The organism is Cellulosimicrobium cellulans, assembly GCF_016907755.1.
Taxonomy (GTDB): Bacteria; Actinomycetota; Actinomycetes; order Actinomycetales; family Cellulomonadaceae; genus Cellulosimicrobium; species Cellulosimicrobium cellulans_D.
The window spans coordinates 121,704-139,310 of sequence record NZ_JAFBCN010000001.1 but is presented as its reverse complement, the minus strand read 5'-3'; the positions used below and the strand labels follow the sequence as shown (position 1 = coordinate 139,310).

Genomic DNA, 17,607 nt, shown 5'->3' with positions numbered 1-17,607 from the left:
GGACGGGGACCGCGGTGTCCGGGCCTGTGCACGGTCAGGTTCCCGGGGACGGCGCGGGAGGCAGCCGGAGGTCCGCGATGGCGCGCAGCGCGTCGAGGTGGGCGACGAGGGCGTCGCGACCTGTGCCGGTCAGCCGGACCCACGTGCGTGCGCGGCGGCCCGAGCGCTCCTTGGAGATCTCCACGTACCCCGCGGCCTCCAGCACCGTGAGCTGCTTGGACAGCGTCGGGTCGGAGAGCTCGATGGTGTCGCGCAAGGTCTTGAAGTCCGCCTTCTCGACGCCGGACAGCGCCGCGACGACCGACAGGCGCACGGGGGAGTGGATCACCTCGTCGAGCGTGTGCCGCGGGTGGTGCTCGACGGCGTCGCCCGCGGCGACGTCGCGCTCGGCGGTCATGCGGTCGCCACGGTGTCGCGCGGCGCGGGCAGCCACGCCGCGAGGAGCAGGGGGACCGCGCTGACGAGTGCGGCAGGGACCCAGAACGCGACGTCGCCCGCGAACCGGTCGAGCCCGACGAAGAGCGTCGCGCCGTAGACGACGGCCCACCCGCCGGCGCCGAGGACCAGGCGGCGGCGCGTCCCGGCGGCCATGCTCCCCTGGCGCGCGGCCCACGTGACGCCCGCCGTGACGATCACGGCCCAGGCGCTCATGCCGACGACGAACCCGATCTGCCCGCCGAGGCCCAGGGCGAGCACGAGGCCGACGCCCGCCGCGGCCCAGCCCGTGAGGTAGAGGCGGACCCAGCGCCAGCCCCGGGTCCGCGTCGACGTGGCGAGCCGCGCGGCGTGCTCCAGCGCGGAGGAGGCCTCGGCCGGGCTGGGGGCGGGGCGGGCGGTCGTCTCGTCGGTGCTCATGGATGCCATCCAAGCATCTACTTTCCAGCATGGCAACTAGTTGCCTCGGGGAGTTGTGCCGATGGTCGGGCGTCACCGGTCCGGGGCACACTGTTCCCGGCCGGTCGCGCTCACGGGCGCACCCGCGCCGTCGTCCCGTCCGCGCCACCGAGGAGCCCCCATGTCCGACGCCCTGGCCGCGCTCGCCGCCGCCGTCGCGGCGGCGCCGTCGAGCGCCCCGCTGCGCGTCCACTACGCGAGCCTCCTGCTGGCCGCCGGGCGCCCGGTCGAGGCGCTCGAGCAGGCGAGCGCGGCGCTGCGGATCGACCCGGCCGACGGCGAGGCGCTGCGCCTCGTCCAGGACTCGGCCGTCGCCGCGGCGACGGGAGCCCGCGCCGCGGCGACCGGGGCCGACCCGTCCGCGACGGGCTCCGCCACGGCGTCGGCCCCGGTCGCCGGGCTGCACGCTCCGACGTCCGCGCCGGGAGGCCTCGGCGACGGGCTCATCACGGGCGCGCCGTCCGACGCGACCGTCCCGCGCGCGCCCGGCGCCGCCGCACCCGGCGTCCCGGCCGCCGAGGCCCCCGCGGAACCCGTCTCGCCCGCCGCACCGGGCTCTGCGGCGCCGTCGGGCATCGACTGGGACCGGCTGGAGCACGAGGTGGGCGTCCACGTCCCGGCACCGTTCGTCGAGACACCGGGCGCCGAGGCGCCGCCCGGGCAGGCGCCCGCCGTCCCGCCCGCCGGGCCGGGCGCGGCGCCCCGCGTGGAGGACGACGTCGTCGCGCCCGCGCCGGGCGGCGAGCCGTTCCTCGTCCCCGCGCGCGACGACGCCCCTGACGACGGGTCCGGGCTGCTCGAGATCTCGCGCGAGACGGTGACGCTCGCGGACGTCGGCGGCCTGGAGCCGGTGAAGCAGCGCATCCGCGAGGCGTTCCTGGAGCCGATGCGGAACCAGGCGATCGCCAAGGCGTTCGGCAAGTCGCTGCGCGGCGGGCTCCTGCTCTACGGGCCGCCCGGGACCGGCAAGACTTACATGGCCCGCGCGGTGGCGGGCGAGCTCGGCGCGCGCTTCCTCACCGTGACGCTCGCGGACATCCTCGACAAGTACATCGGGGAGAGCGAGCAGAACCTCCACGCCCTGTTCCAGCGGGCACGCCAGCTCGCCCCCGCCGTGCTCTTCCTCGACGAGGTCGACGCGATCGGCGGCAAGCGCGCGCAGTACTCCGGGTCGTCGGGCATGCGGACCGTGGTCAACCAGCTCCTCCAGGAGATGGACGGCATCGGGTCGGACAACGACGGGCTGTTCGTCCTCGGCGCCACGAACCACCCGTGGGACGTCGACACGGCGCTCCTGCGGCCGGGGCGGTTCGACCGCGTCGTGCTCGTGCTGCCGCCCGACGAGCCGGCGCGCGAGGCGATCCTGCGCCACCACCTCGCCGGCCGCCCGGTCGCCGGGATCGACCTGCGCTCGGTCGTGCAGCGCACCGACGGCTTCTCCGGCGCCGACCTGGAGCACCTCGCGGCCACGGCGGCCGAGAAGGCGATGATGGACTCGATCGCGTCGGGCCAGGTGCGACCGATCACCATGGCGGACCTGGACGCCGCGCTCGCGGACGTGCGGCCCTCGACGACGGCGTGGCTCCAGTCCGCGCGCAACGTCGTCACCTTCGCGAACAACGACGGCCGCTACGACGACCTCGCCGCGTACCTGCGCGCGCGGCGCATGCTCTGAGCCGCGGAGGCCCGGACCGTGACGACCACGACCGACCCGCGCGCCGTCGCCTCGCGCGCGGAGCTGCTCGTCCAGATGGGGCGACCCGAGCGCGCGCTCGACGAGGTCGACGACGCGCTCGCGAGCGTGCCCGACGACCCGCGGCTGCTCCTCGCCGCGGCCTGGGTGCGGCTGCACCTGCAGCGCTCGGCCGAGGCGCTGCCGCTCCTGGAGCAGGTCGTCGGCGCGCAGCCCGCGGCCGACGGCGCGCTCCACCTGCTGTCGGTCGCGCGCCAGAACACGGGCGACGTGCCGGGCGCGCGCGACGCCGCGGCGAGGGCGCTCGAGCTCGACCCCGACGACGCGCGGTACCACCTCCAGCTCGCCGACACCCACCTGTCGGGCCGCGTGCGCGGCGCCGACCGGAGGCTCGCGCGCGAGCGCATCGACTCGGCGCTCGCGCTCGCGCCCGAGAACCCCGACCGGCTCGCGCAGGCCGCGCGGCTGTGGTCGCGGCTCGGCGACGACGACCGGGCGCGCGCCCTCGTGCGCCAGGGCCTCGCCGTCGCCCCGGAGCACGAGGACCTGCTCTACCTCGACGCGGCGCTCGCCCTCGACGCGGGGCGCAGCGCGAAGGGGTACAGCGGCGTCCTCGCGATGAACCCCGAGCATGCCGAGGCCGGCTACCTGCTGCACCTCAGCGTGTGGCAGCAGGTCCTGCGCCTCGTCGAGATGCCGGTGCTGCTCGTCGGGGCGGTCGCGCTGGTCGTCGCCTTCTCGATGAGCGACTCCTCCGTCGGCAGCGTGCCGCTCTGGGGGATCGTCGTCCTGCTGTGGACCGGGATCACCGCCCTGCGCGTGCTGCCCGTCCTCCTCCGGGTGCCGCGCGGCCTGCTGCGCCGCACGCTGCGCCGGACGCCGTTCCGGGGCGGGACCGTCGTGGCGGTCGTCGTGGGCTGGGTGGGCGTGCTCGCGGGGCTCGCCCTGCTCTACGTGGTGCGCGACGCCGTCGTCGTGCGCTGGTTCCTCGTCGGCCTCGGGGTGGTGCTCGCGGGCACGGCCGTGACCTCCGCGGTCCTGCACGCCGCCATGGTCACGCAGACGCGCGACCTGGGATACCTCCCGCCCGGCCCGACGGGGGCGGCCCGCATCGCCGGCCTGCGGTCCGGCCTGCGCGGCGCCGTCGTGCGGCGCACGGTGGTCATGGGCCTCGTCGCGATCGTGGTCGCCGCGATCGGTCCGGGCGGGTTCGCGCGCGGCGACGCCCGACCCGTCGCGGCGCTCGCCGCCGTCGCGTTCGTCCTGCCTGTGGCGGTGGGCCTGTGGATCGCCTGGCGCGTGGCCTCCCAGCAGCGCGCGGCGTCGGACGAGCGCCCGGCGGTCGGCGCCGGAGCGGCCGTCCGTGCCGGGCTGGGCGCGGCGGTCCTCCTCGTCACGACGCTGCTCCTCGCGCTCGGCGGCGTGGCAGCGCTCGCCGCGCTGCCGGTGAGCCCGGGTGAGCACGACGCCGACGGCCGCTACGTCCAGGCGCCGGACGCCCCGCGCGACCCGGACTCGGACGTCCAGGAGTGCACCGGCCGGCCCGTGACCCGTCTCACCTGCATCCAGGAGAACAACCGCACCCGGCAGGAGGAGCTGCGCGACCGGATGGAGGACATGGACATCCCCAGCATCGACGTCCCGACGTTCGACGTGCCGGACCTCCCCGACCTCCCCGACGTCCAGGTGCCCGACGCCCCGGCCTGGCCGACCTCCTGACCCGATGAGCCTCCGGGCGAGCGGGCGGGATGGCGTCCCGCTCGTGGACCCGGCACCGTGCGGCGGTCAGCCGTGGTCGGCGGTCCCGCGGGCGGTGGCGCGCTGGGTGACGAACGCCTCGATCCCGTCGAGGAGGATGTCGAGGCCGAAGCCGATGTCGCTCTCCCAGTCGTCGGGCTGGACCGCCGTCGGCGTCCAGCTGGCGAGCGCCCCGGTGAGCGCGGGGTAGGTCTCGGGGTCGACGAGCCGCGTGAGCACGAGCTCGTAGTCGGCGTACGGGTTGGCGGCGGCGACCGCGTCCGCGTCGAGGTCGGCCTCGGGGGTGTCGGCGGGGAGGCCTTGGGCGCGGCGCACGGCCTCCGCGGCCGCGCGCCGGGTCTCGACCTGGACGCGGCCCTCGCCGAGCACGTGCTGGGCGAGGAGCCCGACGATCTGCAGCTTCTCGTCCACCGTCAGGTCGAGCGGCGCGAGGATCGCGAACCCGCGGTCGATCCAGCGCAGGCGGTTCGGCCCGACCTGCGCCGTCGTCAGCGGCAGGTCGAGGAACCAGGGCCGCGCGAGGACGCCCGCGATCTGCGCGCGCGTCCAGGCCTCCAGCCCGGCGCGCCAGTCGCCCTCGTCGTAGGGCGGCAGCTCGAGCACGTCCGCGGCGGCGTCGGCCATGAGGACGAGGAGCTCGTCCTTGCTCTCGACGTAGCGGTAGAGCGCCATCGACGAGTACCCGAGCGACTCGGCGACACGCGCCATGGACACGGCGGGCAGACCCTCGGCGTCGGCGAGGTCGACGGCGGCGCGCACAACCTGCTCGACCGTCAGCGCGGGCTTGGGGCCGCGCCGCGGGGCGGTGCCGCGGCCCCACAGGCGCGCGATGACGGGCGGGAGCTCCGTCCCGGCGTCCGGTCGGTCGGTGCTGGGTCGGTCGTCGGCGTCGGTCCCGGTCATGTCGTCATCCTCCCGCGGGCCTTGACCGCTCGCGAAACTGTGTCTACCGTCAGCAGAATAGCAGCGCTCATAAACAGTTTCTCTCCAACACCGTTCTCACCACGTCCCAGGGAGTCCCCATGCCAGCACCCGACGTGCTCGTGCGTGCCGAGGGCCTACGCAAGAGCTACGGCTCCGCCCGCAGGTCGGTGCGCGTGCTCGACGGCGTGGACCTCACGCTGCACCGCGGCGAGGTCCTCGCCCTCCTCGGCCCCAACGGTGCGGGGAAGACGACCACCGTCCGCATCCTCGCCACGCTCCTGCGCCCCGACGGCGGCACGGCGACGGTCGCGGGCCACGACGTCGTGCGCGACGCCGCGCGCGTGCGCGGGACCATCAGCCTCACCGGCCAGTACGCGGCGGTCGACGAGAAGCAGTCGGGCCGCGAGAACCTCACGATGATGGGTCGCCTCGCGCACCTGCCGCGCCGGGCCGCACGAGCCCGCGTCGACGGCCTCCTCGACGCGTTCGACCTCGCCGCCGCCGCCGACCGCCGCGTCGGCACGTACTCGGGCGGCATGCGCCGTCGGCTCGACCTGGCGGCCGGGCTCCTCACCCGCCCCCAGGTCATGTTCCTCGACGAGCCGACCACCGGCCTCGACCCCCGCAGCCGCCAGACCATGTGGGAGGTGATCCGCGGCGTCGTCGCCGACGGCACGAGCCTGTTCCTCACGACGCAGTACCTCGAGGAGGCCGACCAGCTCGCCGACCGCGTCGCGCTCGTCGACGACGGCCGCATCGTCGCCGAGGGCTCGCCGTCCGACCTCAAGCGCCGCGTCGGCGACGCGAGCATCGAGCTCACCTTCGCGTCGGTCGCCGAGGCGACGTCGGTCGCGTCCGCTGGGCCCTGGACGGACGCGCTCGGCGTCACCTCCGCGACGCTCCGCGTGCCGACCGACGGGTCGGTCGAGCACGTGCGTGGCGTCCTCGCCGCGGTGGCCGCGACCGGCGTCGAGCCCGTGCGGTGGGAGGTGCGCGAGCCGACGCTCGACGACGTGTTCCTCACCCTGACGGGCCACGCCGCGCGGACGCGCGACCGGGACGGCGGCACGACCGAGACCGCGCACGAGGAGACCGCAGCATGACCGCCCAGACCGTTACCGCGCCGTCGGGCACGGCCGCGCGGCTCCCCGCGCCCGCGCCCAGGCCGGGCCGCCACGTGCTCGCCGACGCCGGGACGATGGTCGCGCGCTCGTTGAGGCTCGTGCGCCGTGAGCCGGACGAGCTGGTCCTCGCGCTCGTGCTGCCGGTGATGCTCATGATCCTGTTCGTGTACGTGTTCGGCGGCGCGATGAGCGTCGGCACGGACTACGTCACGTACGCGACGCCGGGGATCATCCTGCTGTGCGCGGGGTACGGGGCGTCGAACACGGCGATCGCCGTCGAGCAGGACATGTCCGGCGGCATCATGGACCGCTTCCGGTCGATGCCGAACGCGAGCTGGACGGTGCTCGTGGGTCACGTCGTGGCGAGCGTCGTGAAGAACCTCGTGACGACGGCCGTCGTGCTGGGCGTCGCCTTCCTCATCGGCTTCCGGCCCGACGCGGACGCGCTCGAGTGGCTGGGAGCCGTCGGGGTCGTCGCCGCGTACGTGCTCGCGATCACGAGCGTCGCGGCCTTCGTGGGCGTGCTCGTGCGCTCGCCCGCGGCGGCCGGGGGGTTCAGCTTCTTCATGCTGTTCCTGCCGTACGTGTCGAGCGCGTTCGTGCCGCCGGAGACCATGCCGTCGTGGCTGCGCGGGTTCGCGGAGCACCAGCCCGTCACGCCGGTGATCGAGACGATCCGTGGCCTGCTCGTCGGCCTGGACTCGACGGGCGCGCCGGTCACGGACCTGGGACCGACGGCGGCCCTCGCCCTCGCGTGGTGCGCCGGCCTGGTCCTGGCCTTCCTCGGCGCGGCGGCCGCCGTGTTCGCGCGCCGTCGTCGTGGGTAGACCGCCCGTGCGACGACCACACCCGGAGAGCAGGGACCGCATGATCGAGGTCAGGCGTGGCGACGAGCTCGGCGAGAGCAGCCGGCGGCGGATCACCGAGGTGCTCGTACGCGGCTTCGCGGACGACTTCGCGTACTTCTCGAAGGACCCGCGCGTGCTGGCGGACGCGTTCGCGCACATGCTCGTCCTCGAACGGTTCTACGTCGCCGTCGTCGACGGCGAGCCCGCCGCCGTCGCCTCGGTCACCGAGGGCGCGCAGGAGTGCTTCGCCCCCGAGAGACGTCCCTTCCGGGACGCGTTGGGTCGTGTCCACGGCGCGATCAGCTACCGGATCGTCCGGAGCCAGTTCCTCGGCGCGTACGACGGCGCGCGGGACGGCCTCGCCGAGGTCGGGTTCGTCACGACCGCGCCGGAGCACCAGGGCCGGGGCGTGGGCACCGCGCTCGTGCGCCACCTGATGGAGCTGCCGTACGACGAGCTCGTGCTGCGCGACATCAAGGACACCAACGCTCCCGCGCTCGGGCTCTACCGCAAGCTCGGGTTCGTGGAGACCGGGCGCCGCCCGGTGCGGTTCGCCCGACGGGCGGGGTTCTCGGCGTACGTCACCATGAGCCGCGCCCGGGACGTCGCGTCGTGACCGCGGCCGGTGCGGCGAGCCGCCCGGCGAGGGGGACGACGGCCTGGACGGCCAGGCTGGCGGCCAGCGCGACCGAGAACGCCGCGGCGACACCGAGGCGTTCCACGAGGAGCGCGACGAGGAGGCAGAAGACTGCGAACCCGGTGAGCCCGGCGAGCAGTCCCCGCAGGAGGCGGACGGTCTCGGCCGACCCGCGCTGCGCGAGCGCGAACGCGGCGACCACGCTCGACGCGATCGGGAACGGCGCGAGCACGCCCGTCATCGCCGGCCCGAGCGCGCCCGACGCGGTGGTGACGGCGAGGACGAGCGCAGCCGTCGTCGCGGCCCGGGCGGGAAGGTCCCACCAGGGCGACGGGACGGCCGACGGCGGAGGACCCGGCGCATCGGGCGGCATGACGCGGGACGCGCCCCAGAACGACGCGAGCGCCACCACGAACGCGATCCCGGCGGGAAGCGTCAGCCGGGCGAGGGCGACGTCCGCCACGAGGCACGCGGCCCAGGACGCCGCGAGCGCACCGAGCCACCTCGTCCGGCGGGAGCACCAGCCGAACACCACGGCGAACAGCGCGAGGGACGTGAGGCCGAGGAGCGCCGAGGAGGCGGCGGCGGCGCCGAACGCGGTGCCGTGGTCGAGCGTGGTGATGAGCAGGATCGGCCCGGCCACGACGGGAAGCCCGACGAGCACACCGGTGAGCCGGGATCCCCAGCGCCGCCCGGCGAGCGTGGACGCGACCACCAGGGCAGGCGCCAGCACGAGCTTGAGGAGCAGCGTCACGCGGTTACGGTAGCCCGTGCCGGTCCGGTGGCCCGTGCCGGGTTCGCGCCGGGGGACCGGACCGGGCCCGCGGTCGGCGCGCACGAAGAAGGGCGGCGGTCCCGGAGTCCTGTCCACCGGGGCCGCCGCCCGCGAGGGCGACACCGTCGACGTGAAGCCGCCCTCGAGCCGAGGGCCGGGCGGTGAGGAGGGGCCGCCCGGCCGTGCGCGACGGTCGGTCAGACCGCCGCGAGCCGACGGCGCAGCCCGAGCCCGACGCCCGCGACGCCCGCGAGCACGGTCCCGCCGACGAGCGCCGACATGCCGAGCGACACCCGTCCGACGGGGCTGTTCTCGACGCTGTCCTTGAGCTCCGTCGTGCCGTCGGAGAGGGTTCCCGTGCCGTCGGAGAGCGCCGCCGCGCCGTCCGCGATGCGGGTGCTGCCGTCGTGCAGCTTCGACGCGCCGTCGGCGAGCGTCGTCGTGCCGGCGTGCAGCGTCGTCGAGCCCTCGGCGAGCGCGGCGTTGCCCGCAGCGAGGGCCGTCGCGCCGGTCGACAGCGTCGTGAGGCCGTTCTGCAGGCGCAGCGTCCCGTCCTCCAGCCGCGTCGTCCCGGCGAACAGGTCACCGGCGCCCGTGCGCAGCCTCACCGTGCCCGCGGAGAGGTCGGCGGCCCCTGTGGCGGCCCTGGTCGTCCCGGCCCGGAGGTCGGCGGCGCCGGCGGCGAGGTCGGACGTGCCGGTCGCGAGCTCGGAGGTCTTCGTCGCGAGGAGCGCGCTGCCGCCGCTCACGCGCGCGGCGCCCGCGGCGAGGTCGGCGTTGCCGTCCGCGACCTTCGAGGCGCCGGCGCTGAGCTCGCCGACCTTCCCGTGGAGCGTCGCGGCACCGGTCTCGAGCTCGCCGATCTTGCCGTCCAGGGTCGTGGCGCCGGTGGCCAGCGCGTCGATGCCGCCCGCGAGCTGGACGTCGATGCCCGTTCGGAGCTGCTGGACCCCCGCTGCGAGGCCCGGCTGCGTGGGAGTGCCCTCGCCGAGGCCCGCGCGAAGCTGCGCGAGCCCCGCGGTGAGCCCGGGCCGTTCCGGGGTGCCGGTCGCGAGTCCGGCCGAGAGCTGGTCGATGCCGGCGGTGACCTCGCCCGCTCCCACGGAGAGCCCGCGGGCGCCCGTCGCCAGCCGCCCCGCGCCGACCGCGATCTGCGCGGAGGCGCCGGGCGACGACTCGGTGCCGTTGCCCAGCGCGCGGAGGTTCGCGGCGATCGTCCCGAGGGTCTCCGGCGTCGCCGCGACCTCGCCGCGCGCGATCTTGTCCAGCTGTGCCGCGAGGCCGTCCAGGTTGGTCCCGACGGTCACGGCCGAGCGCTGGAGCTCGCCGGCAGAACCCTGCAGCTGGTCGGCGCCGCCTCCGAGGGTGACCGCGCCGCCGCGCACCTGGGTCGCACCTCCCCGCAGCTGGTCGACCCCGGCCTGGATCGTGTCGACCCCGGCACGCGCCGCGGCGACACCGCCGGCGAGGCGTGCTGCACCGCCGGAGAGCTGCGCCTGGCCCTGGTCGAGGGCCTGGACACCTGCGCCGAGGCTCTCGCGCACGCCGGCCCGGAGCTCGGTCGTCCCTGCGGCGAGGGTGCCGGCCCCCGTCGCGAGCCGACCGGCACCGGACGCGAGGTCGGCGGAGCCGGTCGCGGCGCGGGCGGCCCCGGCGCTCAGGTCGCCGGCGCCCGTGCTGAGGTCGCCCGCTCCCGTGGCGATCTGCGACGCGCCGTCCGCGGCACGCGCGTTGCCGGCGGCGAGGCGGGCGGCCCCGGCGTCGAGGTCCTTGCTGCCGGTGGCGAGGCGTGCCGCTCCGCTCGCGGCGTCGCCCGTCCCCGCGGCGAGGCGGGCGGCTCCGGCGTTCAGCTCGTCCGCTCCGGCGGCGAGCTCGGTCGCCCCGTCGAGCGCGGTGGTGCCACCGGTCGCGAGCTGGGCCGCGCCGTCGGACGCCTGCTGCGCCCCGGCGACGAGGTCGCCGGCGCCGTCGCGCAGGTCGCCGGCCCCGTCGGCGAGGCGCTGGGCGCCGTCCTGCGCCTCGGCGGTGCCGTCGGCGAGCGTCGACGCGCCGTCGGAGAGCTGGGCGGCGCCGTCGTCGAGCCGGGTCGCGCCGTCGGCGACCTTGCTGTTGTACACGAGCAGGAACGCGATCAGGCCGGCCACCGCGAGGGCGAGCACGGCGAGCGCGACGGACGTGAGGACCGTGTGCGTGCGCGACGGTCGGGGAGAGGCGTGCTGCGTCATCGGTCGTCCTTCCTCGCGCCCGGCGTCGTCGCGGGGCGGTCGGCAAGAGGGGAGAGGAGCGGGAGAGAGGCGGGGTCACGTGCGTGCCCGCCGCGGGAGGGCGTCGGGACCACGCCCGCCAACGTTGGCGGGACGTGGAGTAGCAGGTAAATCCCGAACGACGCTAGCAACCGCCATGACAGGGCGGACAGCGAGTACTAGGTACTTTCGCCGTCACGATTCGGTCACGGGGCCGAAGTATCAGGTACTCCGGTGCCGGACTTGTCGCCCGGAGCAACTGGCGCCCGCGCCGGGGCCCTCGCGGGCTCTCGCGAGCGGTGCCGCGCACTGTTCATCCGACGGCCACCCGTCGGCCCGGATCCGGTCGCCGCCACGCCACCGCGGGCCACCACCCTCTGCTCGACCCTCGTCGAAGGAGAGACATGTCAGCCATCCCTGAGCAGGCTCGTCAGCGCACCACGGCGCGCACCCCCGTGCGCGCCCGGGCCCGCCGCACGCGCCTCGCCGCGCTCGTCGCCACGGGCGCGACGCTCACCCTGGGCCTGGGCGCGCTGCCCGCGCTCGCCGCGGCGCCCGCGCACCCGGCCGGCGCGGTGGCGTCGGCCCCGACGGCGGCGCTCGGCCTCGCGACGGACGCCGCCTGGACGGCCCCCGCCGCGGACGAGACGTTCCACCGCCTCGCCACGTACCCCGTGTTCCAGAACCGCCCGGCCGGCGAGGACGCCGCCAGCGAGACGGTCGCCGAGATCTCGGCGGTGAGCGAGGACGGACGCACGGTCGTCCACACGGACGCGCTCGCGCGCCGCATCGGCTTCCTCGACATCACGGACCCGAGCGCACCGCAGGGCCTGGGCACGCTGAGCCTCGCCGAGCTCGGGTCGGAGCACGACGAGCCGACGTCGGTCGCGATCGTCGGTGGGTACGTCCTCGTCGTGGTGGACACGTCCGTGAGCTTCACGGAGCCGAGCGGGCGCCTCGACGTCGTCGACCTCGCGACGCGCGAGCGCGTGCGGTCGCTCGACCTCGGCGGTCAGCCCGACTCCGTCGCCGTCACGCCCGACGGCACGCACGCCGTCGTCGCGATCGAGAACCAGCGCGACGAGGAGGCGACGCCCGAGGGTGGCGACGAGGGCGACCTCCCGCAGCTCCCCGGCGGCTTCCTGCAGATCCTCGACCTGCCCGGCGACGACCCGGCGGCCTGGTCGACCCGCGCCGTCTCCTTCCTCGACGAGGCCGGCGCGCCGCTCCCGGTCGTCGAGGCCGCCGGCCTCGACACCCCGCAGGACCCCGAGCCCGAGTACGTCGCCGTCAACCCTGCGGGCACCAAGGTCGCGGTGACGCTCCAGGAGAACAACGGCGTCGCCGTCGTCGACCTCGCCACGGGCGAGGTCGAGACCGTCTTCTCCGCGGGCGCGGTCGCCGTGTCCGGGATCGACGTGAAGAAGGACGGCGTCATCGACCAGACAGGGTCGATCCCGGCGACGCCGCGCGAGCCCGACGCGATCGGCTGGCTCGACGACGCGCACGTCGCGACCGCGAACGAGGGCGACTGGAAGGGCGGCTCGCGCGGCTGGTCGGTGTTCGACGCGGCGTCGGGCGAGGTCGTGTGGGACGCGGGCGCGGAGCTCGAGCGCCTCGCGGTCCGCGTCGGCCTGCACACGGAGGACCGCGCGGCCAAGAAGGGCGTCGAGCCCGAGGGCCTGGCCGTCGCGACGCTCGGCGGGACGCGCTACGCGTTCGTCGGCTCGGAGCGCTCGAACTTCGTCGCCGTCTACGACGTCTCCGACCCGAGCGCCCCGCGGTTCGTCCAGGTGCTCGCGACGACCAACGGCCCCGAGGGCCTGCTCGTCGTGCCGGGGCGCGACCTGCTCGTCGTGTCGAGCGAGGAGGACGACGCCGGTGCGGGCGTGCGGTCGGCCGTCACGGTGTTCGGCCTCGGCGCGCAGTGGGCCGACGGCGCGGGGTCGCCGCAGTTCCCCAGCGTCGTCTCCGCGGACGCGACCGAGGGTCCGCAGGCCGGCGCCCCGATCGGCTGGGGCGCGCTCGGCGCGCTGACCGCCGATCCGGCCGATCCCCAGCGCCTGTGGACGGCGACCGACGCCGCGTACTCCACGACGCAGCTCCTGTCGCTCGACGTGCGCGGCTACGGCCAGGGCTCCCCGGCGGTCATCGACCGGACCGTGCCCCTCACGCGCGACGGCGCCCCCGTGGGCCTCGACGTCGAGGGTGTCGCGGCGCGCGCCGACGGCGGGTTCTGGCTCGGCGTCGAGGGCGCGAAGGGCGCGGAGAACGCGATCGTGCGCGTCGACGCCGCGGGCGCGGTCGTCGAGTCCGTGGCGCTCCCCGAGGGCGTCGCCGCGGGTCTCGGCAAGCAGGGCATCGAGGGCGTCGCGGTCGCTCCGGCGGTCTCGACGGCCGACGGAGCCGCGGGCGCGGGCGAGCAGGTGTGGGTCGCGCTCCAGCGCGGCCTGACCACCGACGAGGGCGGCACGGCGGGCACCGCGCGCCTGGGCCGCTACGACGTCGCCTCGGGCACGTGGGACTGGTTCGCGTACCCGCTCGAGCAGACCACGACGGGCGGCGACTGGATGGGCCTGAGCGAGGTGACCGTCGTCGACCACGACACGCTCGCCGTGATCGAGCGCGACAAGCTCAACGGCCCCGCCGCCACGGTCAAGCGTGTCTACGCGGTCGACGTGCCGGCCGTCGCCGTCGGGGCCGCGTCGACGACGCCGGTCGCGGTGACCAAGACGCTCGCGCACGACGTCCTGCCCGACCTGCGCGCCACGAGCGGCTGGACGCAGGAGAAGCTCGAGGGCCTCACGGTCGGCGGCGACGGCACCGTCTGGGCGATCACCGACAACGACGGCCTCGCCGACGCGACGGGCGAGACGGTGCTCCTGAGCCTCGGCGCGGCGACCGACGTCTTCGAGGCTCACCTCGACGGCGAGAACCCGGGTGGTCCGGGCGAGCCCGGCGAGACGCCCGGCGCGGGCGAGGAGCCGCCGTCGTCCCCGCGGCACACCGTGGGTGCCGACGACCTCACCGACGCGAACCACGGCGGCGTCACGCTCTCCCCGGCGCGCGTGCGCGCGGGCGCGCAGGTCACGGCGACGGCCGAGGGCTTCGTGCCCGGCGAGTGGGTCTCCGCGACCCTCTTCTCCACGCCGACGGACCTCGGGATGTACCGCGCCGACGCGTCGGGCACGCTCACGGCGACCGTGACCGTCCCGGCCGACGCCGCGGCGGGCCTGCACCGGTTCGCGCTCGTCGGGCAGGTGGACGGCCGCGTCCTGTGGACGGAGCTCGAGGTCCTCGCGACGGACGGCGCGCCCGGCGGGTCGGACGGCGAGCAGCCGGGCCGGCCGGACGGGCTCGCCACGACCGGCGCGCACGTCGGTGCCCTGGTGGGCCTCGCCGTCGTGCTGGTCGCGGGCGGCGCGACGATCGTCGTCGCCCGGCGCCGCATGCGCGGGCTCCCGGGCTAGCGGGCGCCGCACCACGCCGAACCCGGGGTTGCGGGTGGTCTCGAGCCCGAGACCACCCGCGACCCCGGGTTCGACCGTCCGGGCGACCGGCGCGACCGGGTCAGTCGCGGTCGTCGGGCATGAGGGCCCAGAGGATGAGGTAGGCGATGACCTGCGGGCCGGGGAGCAGGATCGAGACCGCGGCGACGATGCGCACGACGGTCGGGTCCCACCCGAACCGGCGGGCGATCCCTGCGCACACGCCCGCGATCATCCGACCGTGGCGCGGCCGGGACAGGGTCGGCCGGAACGAGGCTGCGGAGGCGTCTGAGGTGCTCATCCCTCGACGGTAGGAGCACGCTCGTCGCGGCGGTATCGGGAAGTCCCCCGAACCGACCCTGATCCTCCCGGCGCCGACCCTGACCCCTGGCTCAGCACCCGGAGGGCCTGGCTCAGCTCCCGAGTGCGGCCTCGAACGCGGCCAGGGCGCGGGGCGACGCGAGCGCGAACGTCACCGCCGTGACGCCGGCGCCGGGGTCGGCGCTCGGACGGACCGCGGACCACCCGCGCACGGCCCCGACCGCGACCCGCGCGACGTCGTCGACGTCCCAGCCGTAGACGCCCGCGCTCACGGCCGGGAAGGCGACGGTCGCGGCGCCGAGGCCCGCGGCGACGTCGAGCGAGCGCGTGAAGCACGACGCGAGCAGCGCGGGGTCGGTCTGGCCGCGGTGGCGGTCCGGTCCGACCGTGTGGATCACCCAGCGGGCGGGGAGGTCGTAGGCGCCGGTCGCGACGGCGTCGCCGACGGGCAGGCCGTCGGGGAGGGTCGTGCGTCGGATCCGGCGGCACTCCTCCAGGAGCCGGGGCCCCGCCGCGGCGTGGATCGCGCCGTCCACGCCCCCGCCGCCCAGCAGCGACGAGTTGGCGGCGTTGACGATCGCGTCGACCGTGAGCGTCGTGATGTCGGCGAGCCGGGCGTCGAGGTCCATGCCCCCATCCTCACGCGAGCACGACGTTGCTCGCCGTCGAGCACGAGGTTCTTCGCGTTCTGGCGCCGAGAACGACAGCAACCCCGTTCTCGGCGTGAGGGGTCAGTCGCGCGAGACGACCACGCTCGCGCTGTGGCCGCCGAAGCCGAACGCGTTGACCAGCGCGTGGCGGGCGGTCGTGTCCCGGGCGGTGCCGTGGACGACGTCGAGGTCGATCGCCGGGTCCAGCGCGTCGAGGTTGAGCGTGGGCGGCACGCGTCCGTCCCGCACGGCGAGCAGCGCGACGAGGATGCCCAGCGCGCCCGAGGCACCGAGCAGGTGGCCCGTCGCGCCCTTGGTGCTCGTCACGGGCGGGGGCATGCCGAGCGCCGCGTGCAGGGCGTCCGACTCGTTGACGTCGCCCACGGGGGTCGACGTCGCGTGCGCGTGGACGAGGCCGACGTCACCGGGGGAGAGGCCCGCCGAGCGCAGGGCCATCCCGATCGTCCGCGCCTGGTTCTCCGGGTCCCCGCCGACGATGTCGAACGCGTCCGACGTCAGCGCGGCCCCGGCCACGACGCCGTGCACCGCGGCACCGCGCGCCCGGGCGTGCTCCTCGCTCTCGAGGACGAGGAGCGTCGCCCCCTCGCCCATGACGAAGCCGTCCCGGTGCACGTCGAACGGGCGCGACGCTCGCTCGGGCTCGTCGTTGCGGGTCGACATGGCGCGCGCCGCGGCGAAGGCGGCGAGGGAGAACGGCCGGACGCCCGCCTCCACCCCGCCGCACACGACGACGTCCGCCGACCCGGCGAGGATCATCTCGCGACCCATCGTGATCGCCTCGGACCCCGCGGCGCACGCGCTGATCGGCGCACGCGCGCCCGCCTTGGCGCCCAGGTCGATCGACAGCCACGCCGCGGGACCGTTGGCCATGAGCATGGTGACCGTGTGCGGCGAGACGCGGCGGGGTCCCTGCTCGTCGAGCACGTGGGACTGGTCGAGCGTCGTCGCGATGCCGCCGTTCGCGGACCCGACGACGACCGCGAGGCGCGTGGGGTCGACGTCGGGCGACCCCGCGGACGCCCAGGCCTCGCGGCCCGCGACGAGCGTGAGCTGTTCCGCCCGGTCCGTGCGGCGCGCCTCGCGCACGGCGAGCCCCTCCGCGAACGCGTCGTCCACCCGTGCCGCGATGCGCACGGGCAGGTCGGCGGCCCAGTCCTCCTTGATGGCGTGCACCCCGGGCTCTCCGCGCAGCAGCGCGTCCCAGGTGTCGCTCGCGGTGAGCCCGACCGGGGTCACCGCCCCGTAGCCGGTGACGACGGCTCGTGTCATGGTGTCCCCCTACCTGCGGGCGTCGCCTCGTCGGACGACGGATGTGGTCGATGGGTCCCATTTCAAGACATCCGTATGGGGTTTGTCTTGTCCGACAGTGTGACAGTGCGCACGCTGTCACTCACCACGAGTGAAGCGGCGGGTCGGTCATCCGACCACGGTGGGCCCGCAAGGACGCGTCCGGTCGGCACACATTCGGGACATGAGGGAGAGCCGCGTGGCTCGTACGGGGAGAGCGGTCGGGGCCGCGCTGGCGGCCGTCCTGGTGCTCGGAGGCTGCGCGACGGCGGACAGGCCCGCGGGCGAGACCGCGGGCGAGGGCGCGTACCGGTGCTGGGAGACGGCGGTCCCCGACGGCGTGCTGGAGTCGGGCGTGACGGCGGACCGTCTCAGCGAGGAGGGCCGGGCCGCCCTCGACGGACTCGAGGTGCCTCCGATCGACCCCGCCGAGTGGTCCGTCGTCGAGGACGGGGCCGAGCGGGTCGCCCTGCTTCGTGCGCTCGACCAGCCGGAGGACCTGGGTTCCGGCGACGTACGGACCCACGAGATGCTCGTGATCGAGCTGACCGACGCCACGGACGTCGACCCCGTGCCGACGTGGTCCCTCACCGCCGCGCAGACCTGCGCCCTGCGCGCCGACCTCGGCGGGCTCGGCACCGCGACGCTCACGCTCGACCCGGAGCACCCGCCCGCATCGGGCGCGCGGGAGGTGCACCTGCTCGTCACGGAGATGGCCTGCAACAGCGGGCAGGACGCCGAGGGGCGGGTGCGGCTCTCCGACCTCGCGGTGCGCGACGACGCGATCGCCGTGACGGTCGGCGTCGAGCCGCGCACGGGCGTGGCGGACTGCCCGTCGAACCCGCCGACGCCGTTCGTCGTCGAGCTCGACGAACCGCTGGGCGACCGCGTCGTGCTCGACGCGTCGGTGCACCCGGCGCGGGAGGTCGTGCTGCCCTGACCCG

Annotated in this window: 15 protein-coding genes; 7 read left to right on the top strand and 8 right to left on the bottom strand. The window is 76.0% G+C overall.

Features of this window, described 5'->3' with window-relative positions; genetic code table 11:
• Positions 1-34: 34 nt before the first annotated feature.
• Positions 35-397: a winged helix-turn-helix domain-containing protein gene (locus tag JOE63_RS00600; RefSeq protein WP_087470299.1), complete on the bottom strand. Its 363-nt coding sequence runs from the start codon at positions 395-397 to the stop codon at positions 35-37.
• The gene (locus tag JOE63_RS00595) at positions 394-855 is read right to left on the bottom strand and encodes a hypothetical protein (RefSeq protein WP_204538284.1); all 462 of its coding nucleotides are present in this window, start codon (positions 853-855) and stop codon (positions 394-396) included. Before JOE63_RS00595 ends, JOE63_RS00600 begins: the two co-directional genes overlap by 4 nt.
• A 160-nt stretch (positions 856-1,015) precedes the next feature.
• Between JOE63_RS00595 and JOE63_RS00590 the strand changes: the two genes are divergently transcribed.
• Positions 1,016-2,569: an ATP-binding protein gene (locus tag JOE63_RS00590; RefSeq protein WP_204538280.1), complete on the top strand. Its 1,554-nt coding sequence runs from the start codon at positions 1,016-1,018 to the stop codon at positions 2,567-2,569.
• 18 nt (positions 2,570-2,587) lie between these two features.
• A complete protein-coding gene (locus tag JOE63_RS00585) occupies positions 2,588-4,306 on the top strand; it encodes a CHAT domain-containing protein (protein WP_204538277.1) in 1,719 nt (572 codons plus the stop codon).
• Between the two features lie 66 nt (positions 4,307-4,372).
• On the opposite strand, the gene JOE63_RS00580 is transcribed toward JOE63_RS00585, so the two are convergent.
• Complete coding sequence (locus JOE63_RS00580) at positions 4,373-5,248, bottom strand: TetR/AcrR family transcriptional regulator (protein ID WP_204538274.1); 876 nt, start codon at positions 5,246-5,248, stop codon at positions 4,373-4,375.
• A gap of 119 nt (positions 5,249-5,367) precedes the next feature.
• Here JOE63_RS00580 and JOE63_RS00575 point away from each other — a divergent pair, with 119 nt between their 5' ends.
• Genes JOE63_RS00575 through JOE63_RS00565 form a run of 3 tightly spaced genes read left to right on the top strand, consistent with a single transcriptional unit; the run spans position 5,368 to position 7,857 of the window.
• The gene (locus JOE63_RS00575; protein WP_204538271.1) at positions 5,368-6,372 is read left to right on the top strand and encodes an ATP-binding cassette domain-containing protein; all 1,005 of its coding nucleotides are present in this window, start codon (positions 5,368-5,370) and stop codon (positions 6,370-6,372) included.
• Positions 6,369-7,220, top strand: coding sequence for an ABC transporter permease (locus JOE63_RS00570; protein ID WP_204538269.1), 852 nt, complete (start codon positions 6,369-6,371; stop codon positions 7,218-7,220). The genes JOE63_RS00575 and JOE63_RS00570 overlap by 4 nt, the downstream gene beginning before the upstream one ends.
• Positions 7,221-7,260: 40 nt before the next feature.
• A complete protein-coding gene (locus JOE63_RS00565; protein ID WP_204538267.1) occupies positions 7,261-7,857 on the top strand; it encodes a GNAT family N-acetyltransferase in 597 nt (198 codons plus the stop codon).
• Here JOE63_RS00565 and JOE63_RS00560 read toward each other — a convergent pair.
• Positions 7,823-8,632 carry a hypothetical protein gene (locus JOE63_RS00560; RefSeq protein ID WP_204538265.1) on the bottom strand — a complete coding sequence of 270 codons (810 nt, stop codon included), beginning with the start codon at positions 8,630-8,632 and terminating at the stop codon, positions 7,823-7,825. The genes JOE63_RS00565 and JOE63_RS00560 overlap by 35 nt on opposite strands.
• Positions 8,633-8,850: 218 nt before the next feature.
• Positions 8,851-10,878 carry a hypothetical protein gene (locus tag JOE63_RS00555; RefSeq protein ID WP_087470291.1) on the bottom strand — a complete coding sequence of 676 codons (2,028 nt, stop codon included), beginning with the start codon at positions 10,876-10,878 and terminating at the stop codon, positions 8,851-8,853.
• A 422-nt stretch (positions 10,879-11,300) separates the two neighbouring features.
• Here JOE63_RS00555 and JOE63_RS00550 point away from each other — a divergent pair, with 422 nt between their 5' ends.
• Positions 11,301-14,366: an esterase-like activity of phytase family protein gene (locus tag JOE63_RS00550; protein ID WP_204538263.1), complete on the top strand. Its 3,066-nt coding sequence runs from the start codon at positions 11,301-11,303 to the stop codon at positions 14,364-14,366.
• Between the two features lie 100 nt (positions 14,367-14,466).
• Here the strand turns inward: JOE63_RS00550 and JOE63_RS00545 are convergent, their stop codons facing one another.
• The 3 genes from JOE63_RS00545 to JOE63_RS00535 all read right to left on the bottom strand — a co-directional run bounded on the left by JOE63_RS00545 (position 14,467) and on the right by JOE63_RS00535 (position 16,645).
• On the bottom strand, positions 14,467-14,685 hold the full coding sequence (locus tag JOE63_RS00545; protein ID WP_087470289.1) for a PspC domain-containing protein: 219 nt from the start codon (positions 14,683-14,685) through the stop codon (positions 14,467-14,469).
• 112 nt (positions 14,686-14,797) lie between these two features.
• Positions 14,798-15,334 (bottom strand): O-acetyl-ADP-ribose deacetylase, encoded by a 537-nt coding sequence (locus tag JOE63_RS00540; RefSeq protein WP_204538261.1) that lies wholly within the window; start codon positions 15,332-15,334, stop codon positions 14,798-14,800.
• 102 nt (positions 15,335-15,436) lie between these two features.
• Positions 15,437-16,645: a beta-ketoacyl-[acyl-carrier-protein] synthase family protein gene (locus JOE63_RS00535; protein WP_087470287.1), complete on the bottom strand. Its 1,209-nt coding sequence runs from the start codon at positions 16,643-16,645 to the stop codon at positions 15,437-15,439.
• 202 nt (positions 16,646-16,847) lie between these two features.
• Between JOE63_RS00535 and JOE63_RS00530 the strand changes: the two genes are divergently transcribed.
• Complete coding sequence (locus JOE63_RS00530; RefSeq protein WP_204538259.1) at positions 16,848-17,603, top strand: hypothetical protein; 756 nt, start codon at positions 16,848-16,850, stop codon at positions 17,601-17,603.
• Positions 17,604-17,607 lie beyond the last annotated feature (4 nt).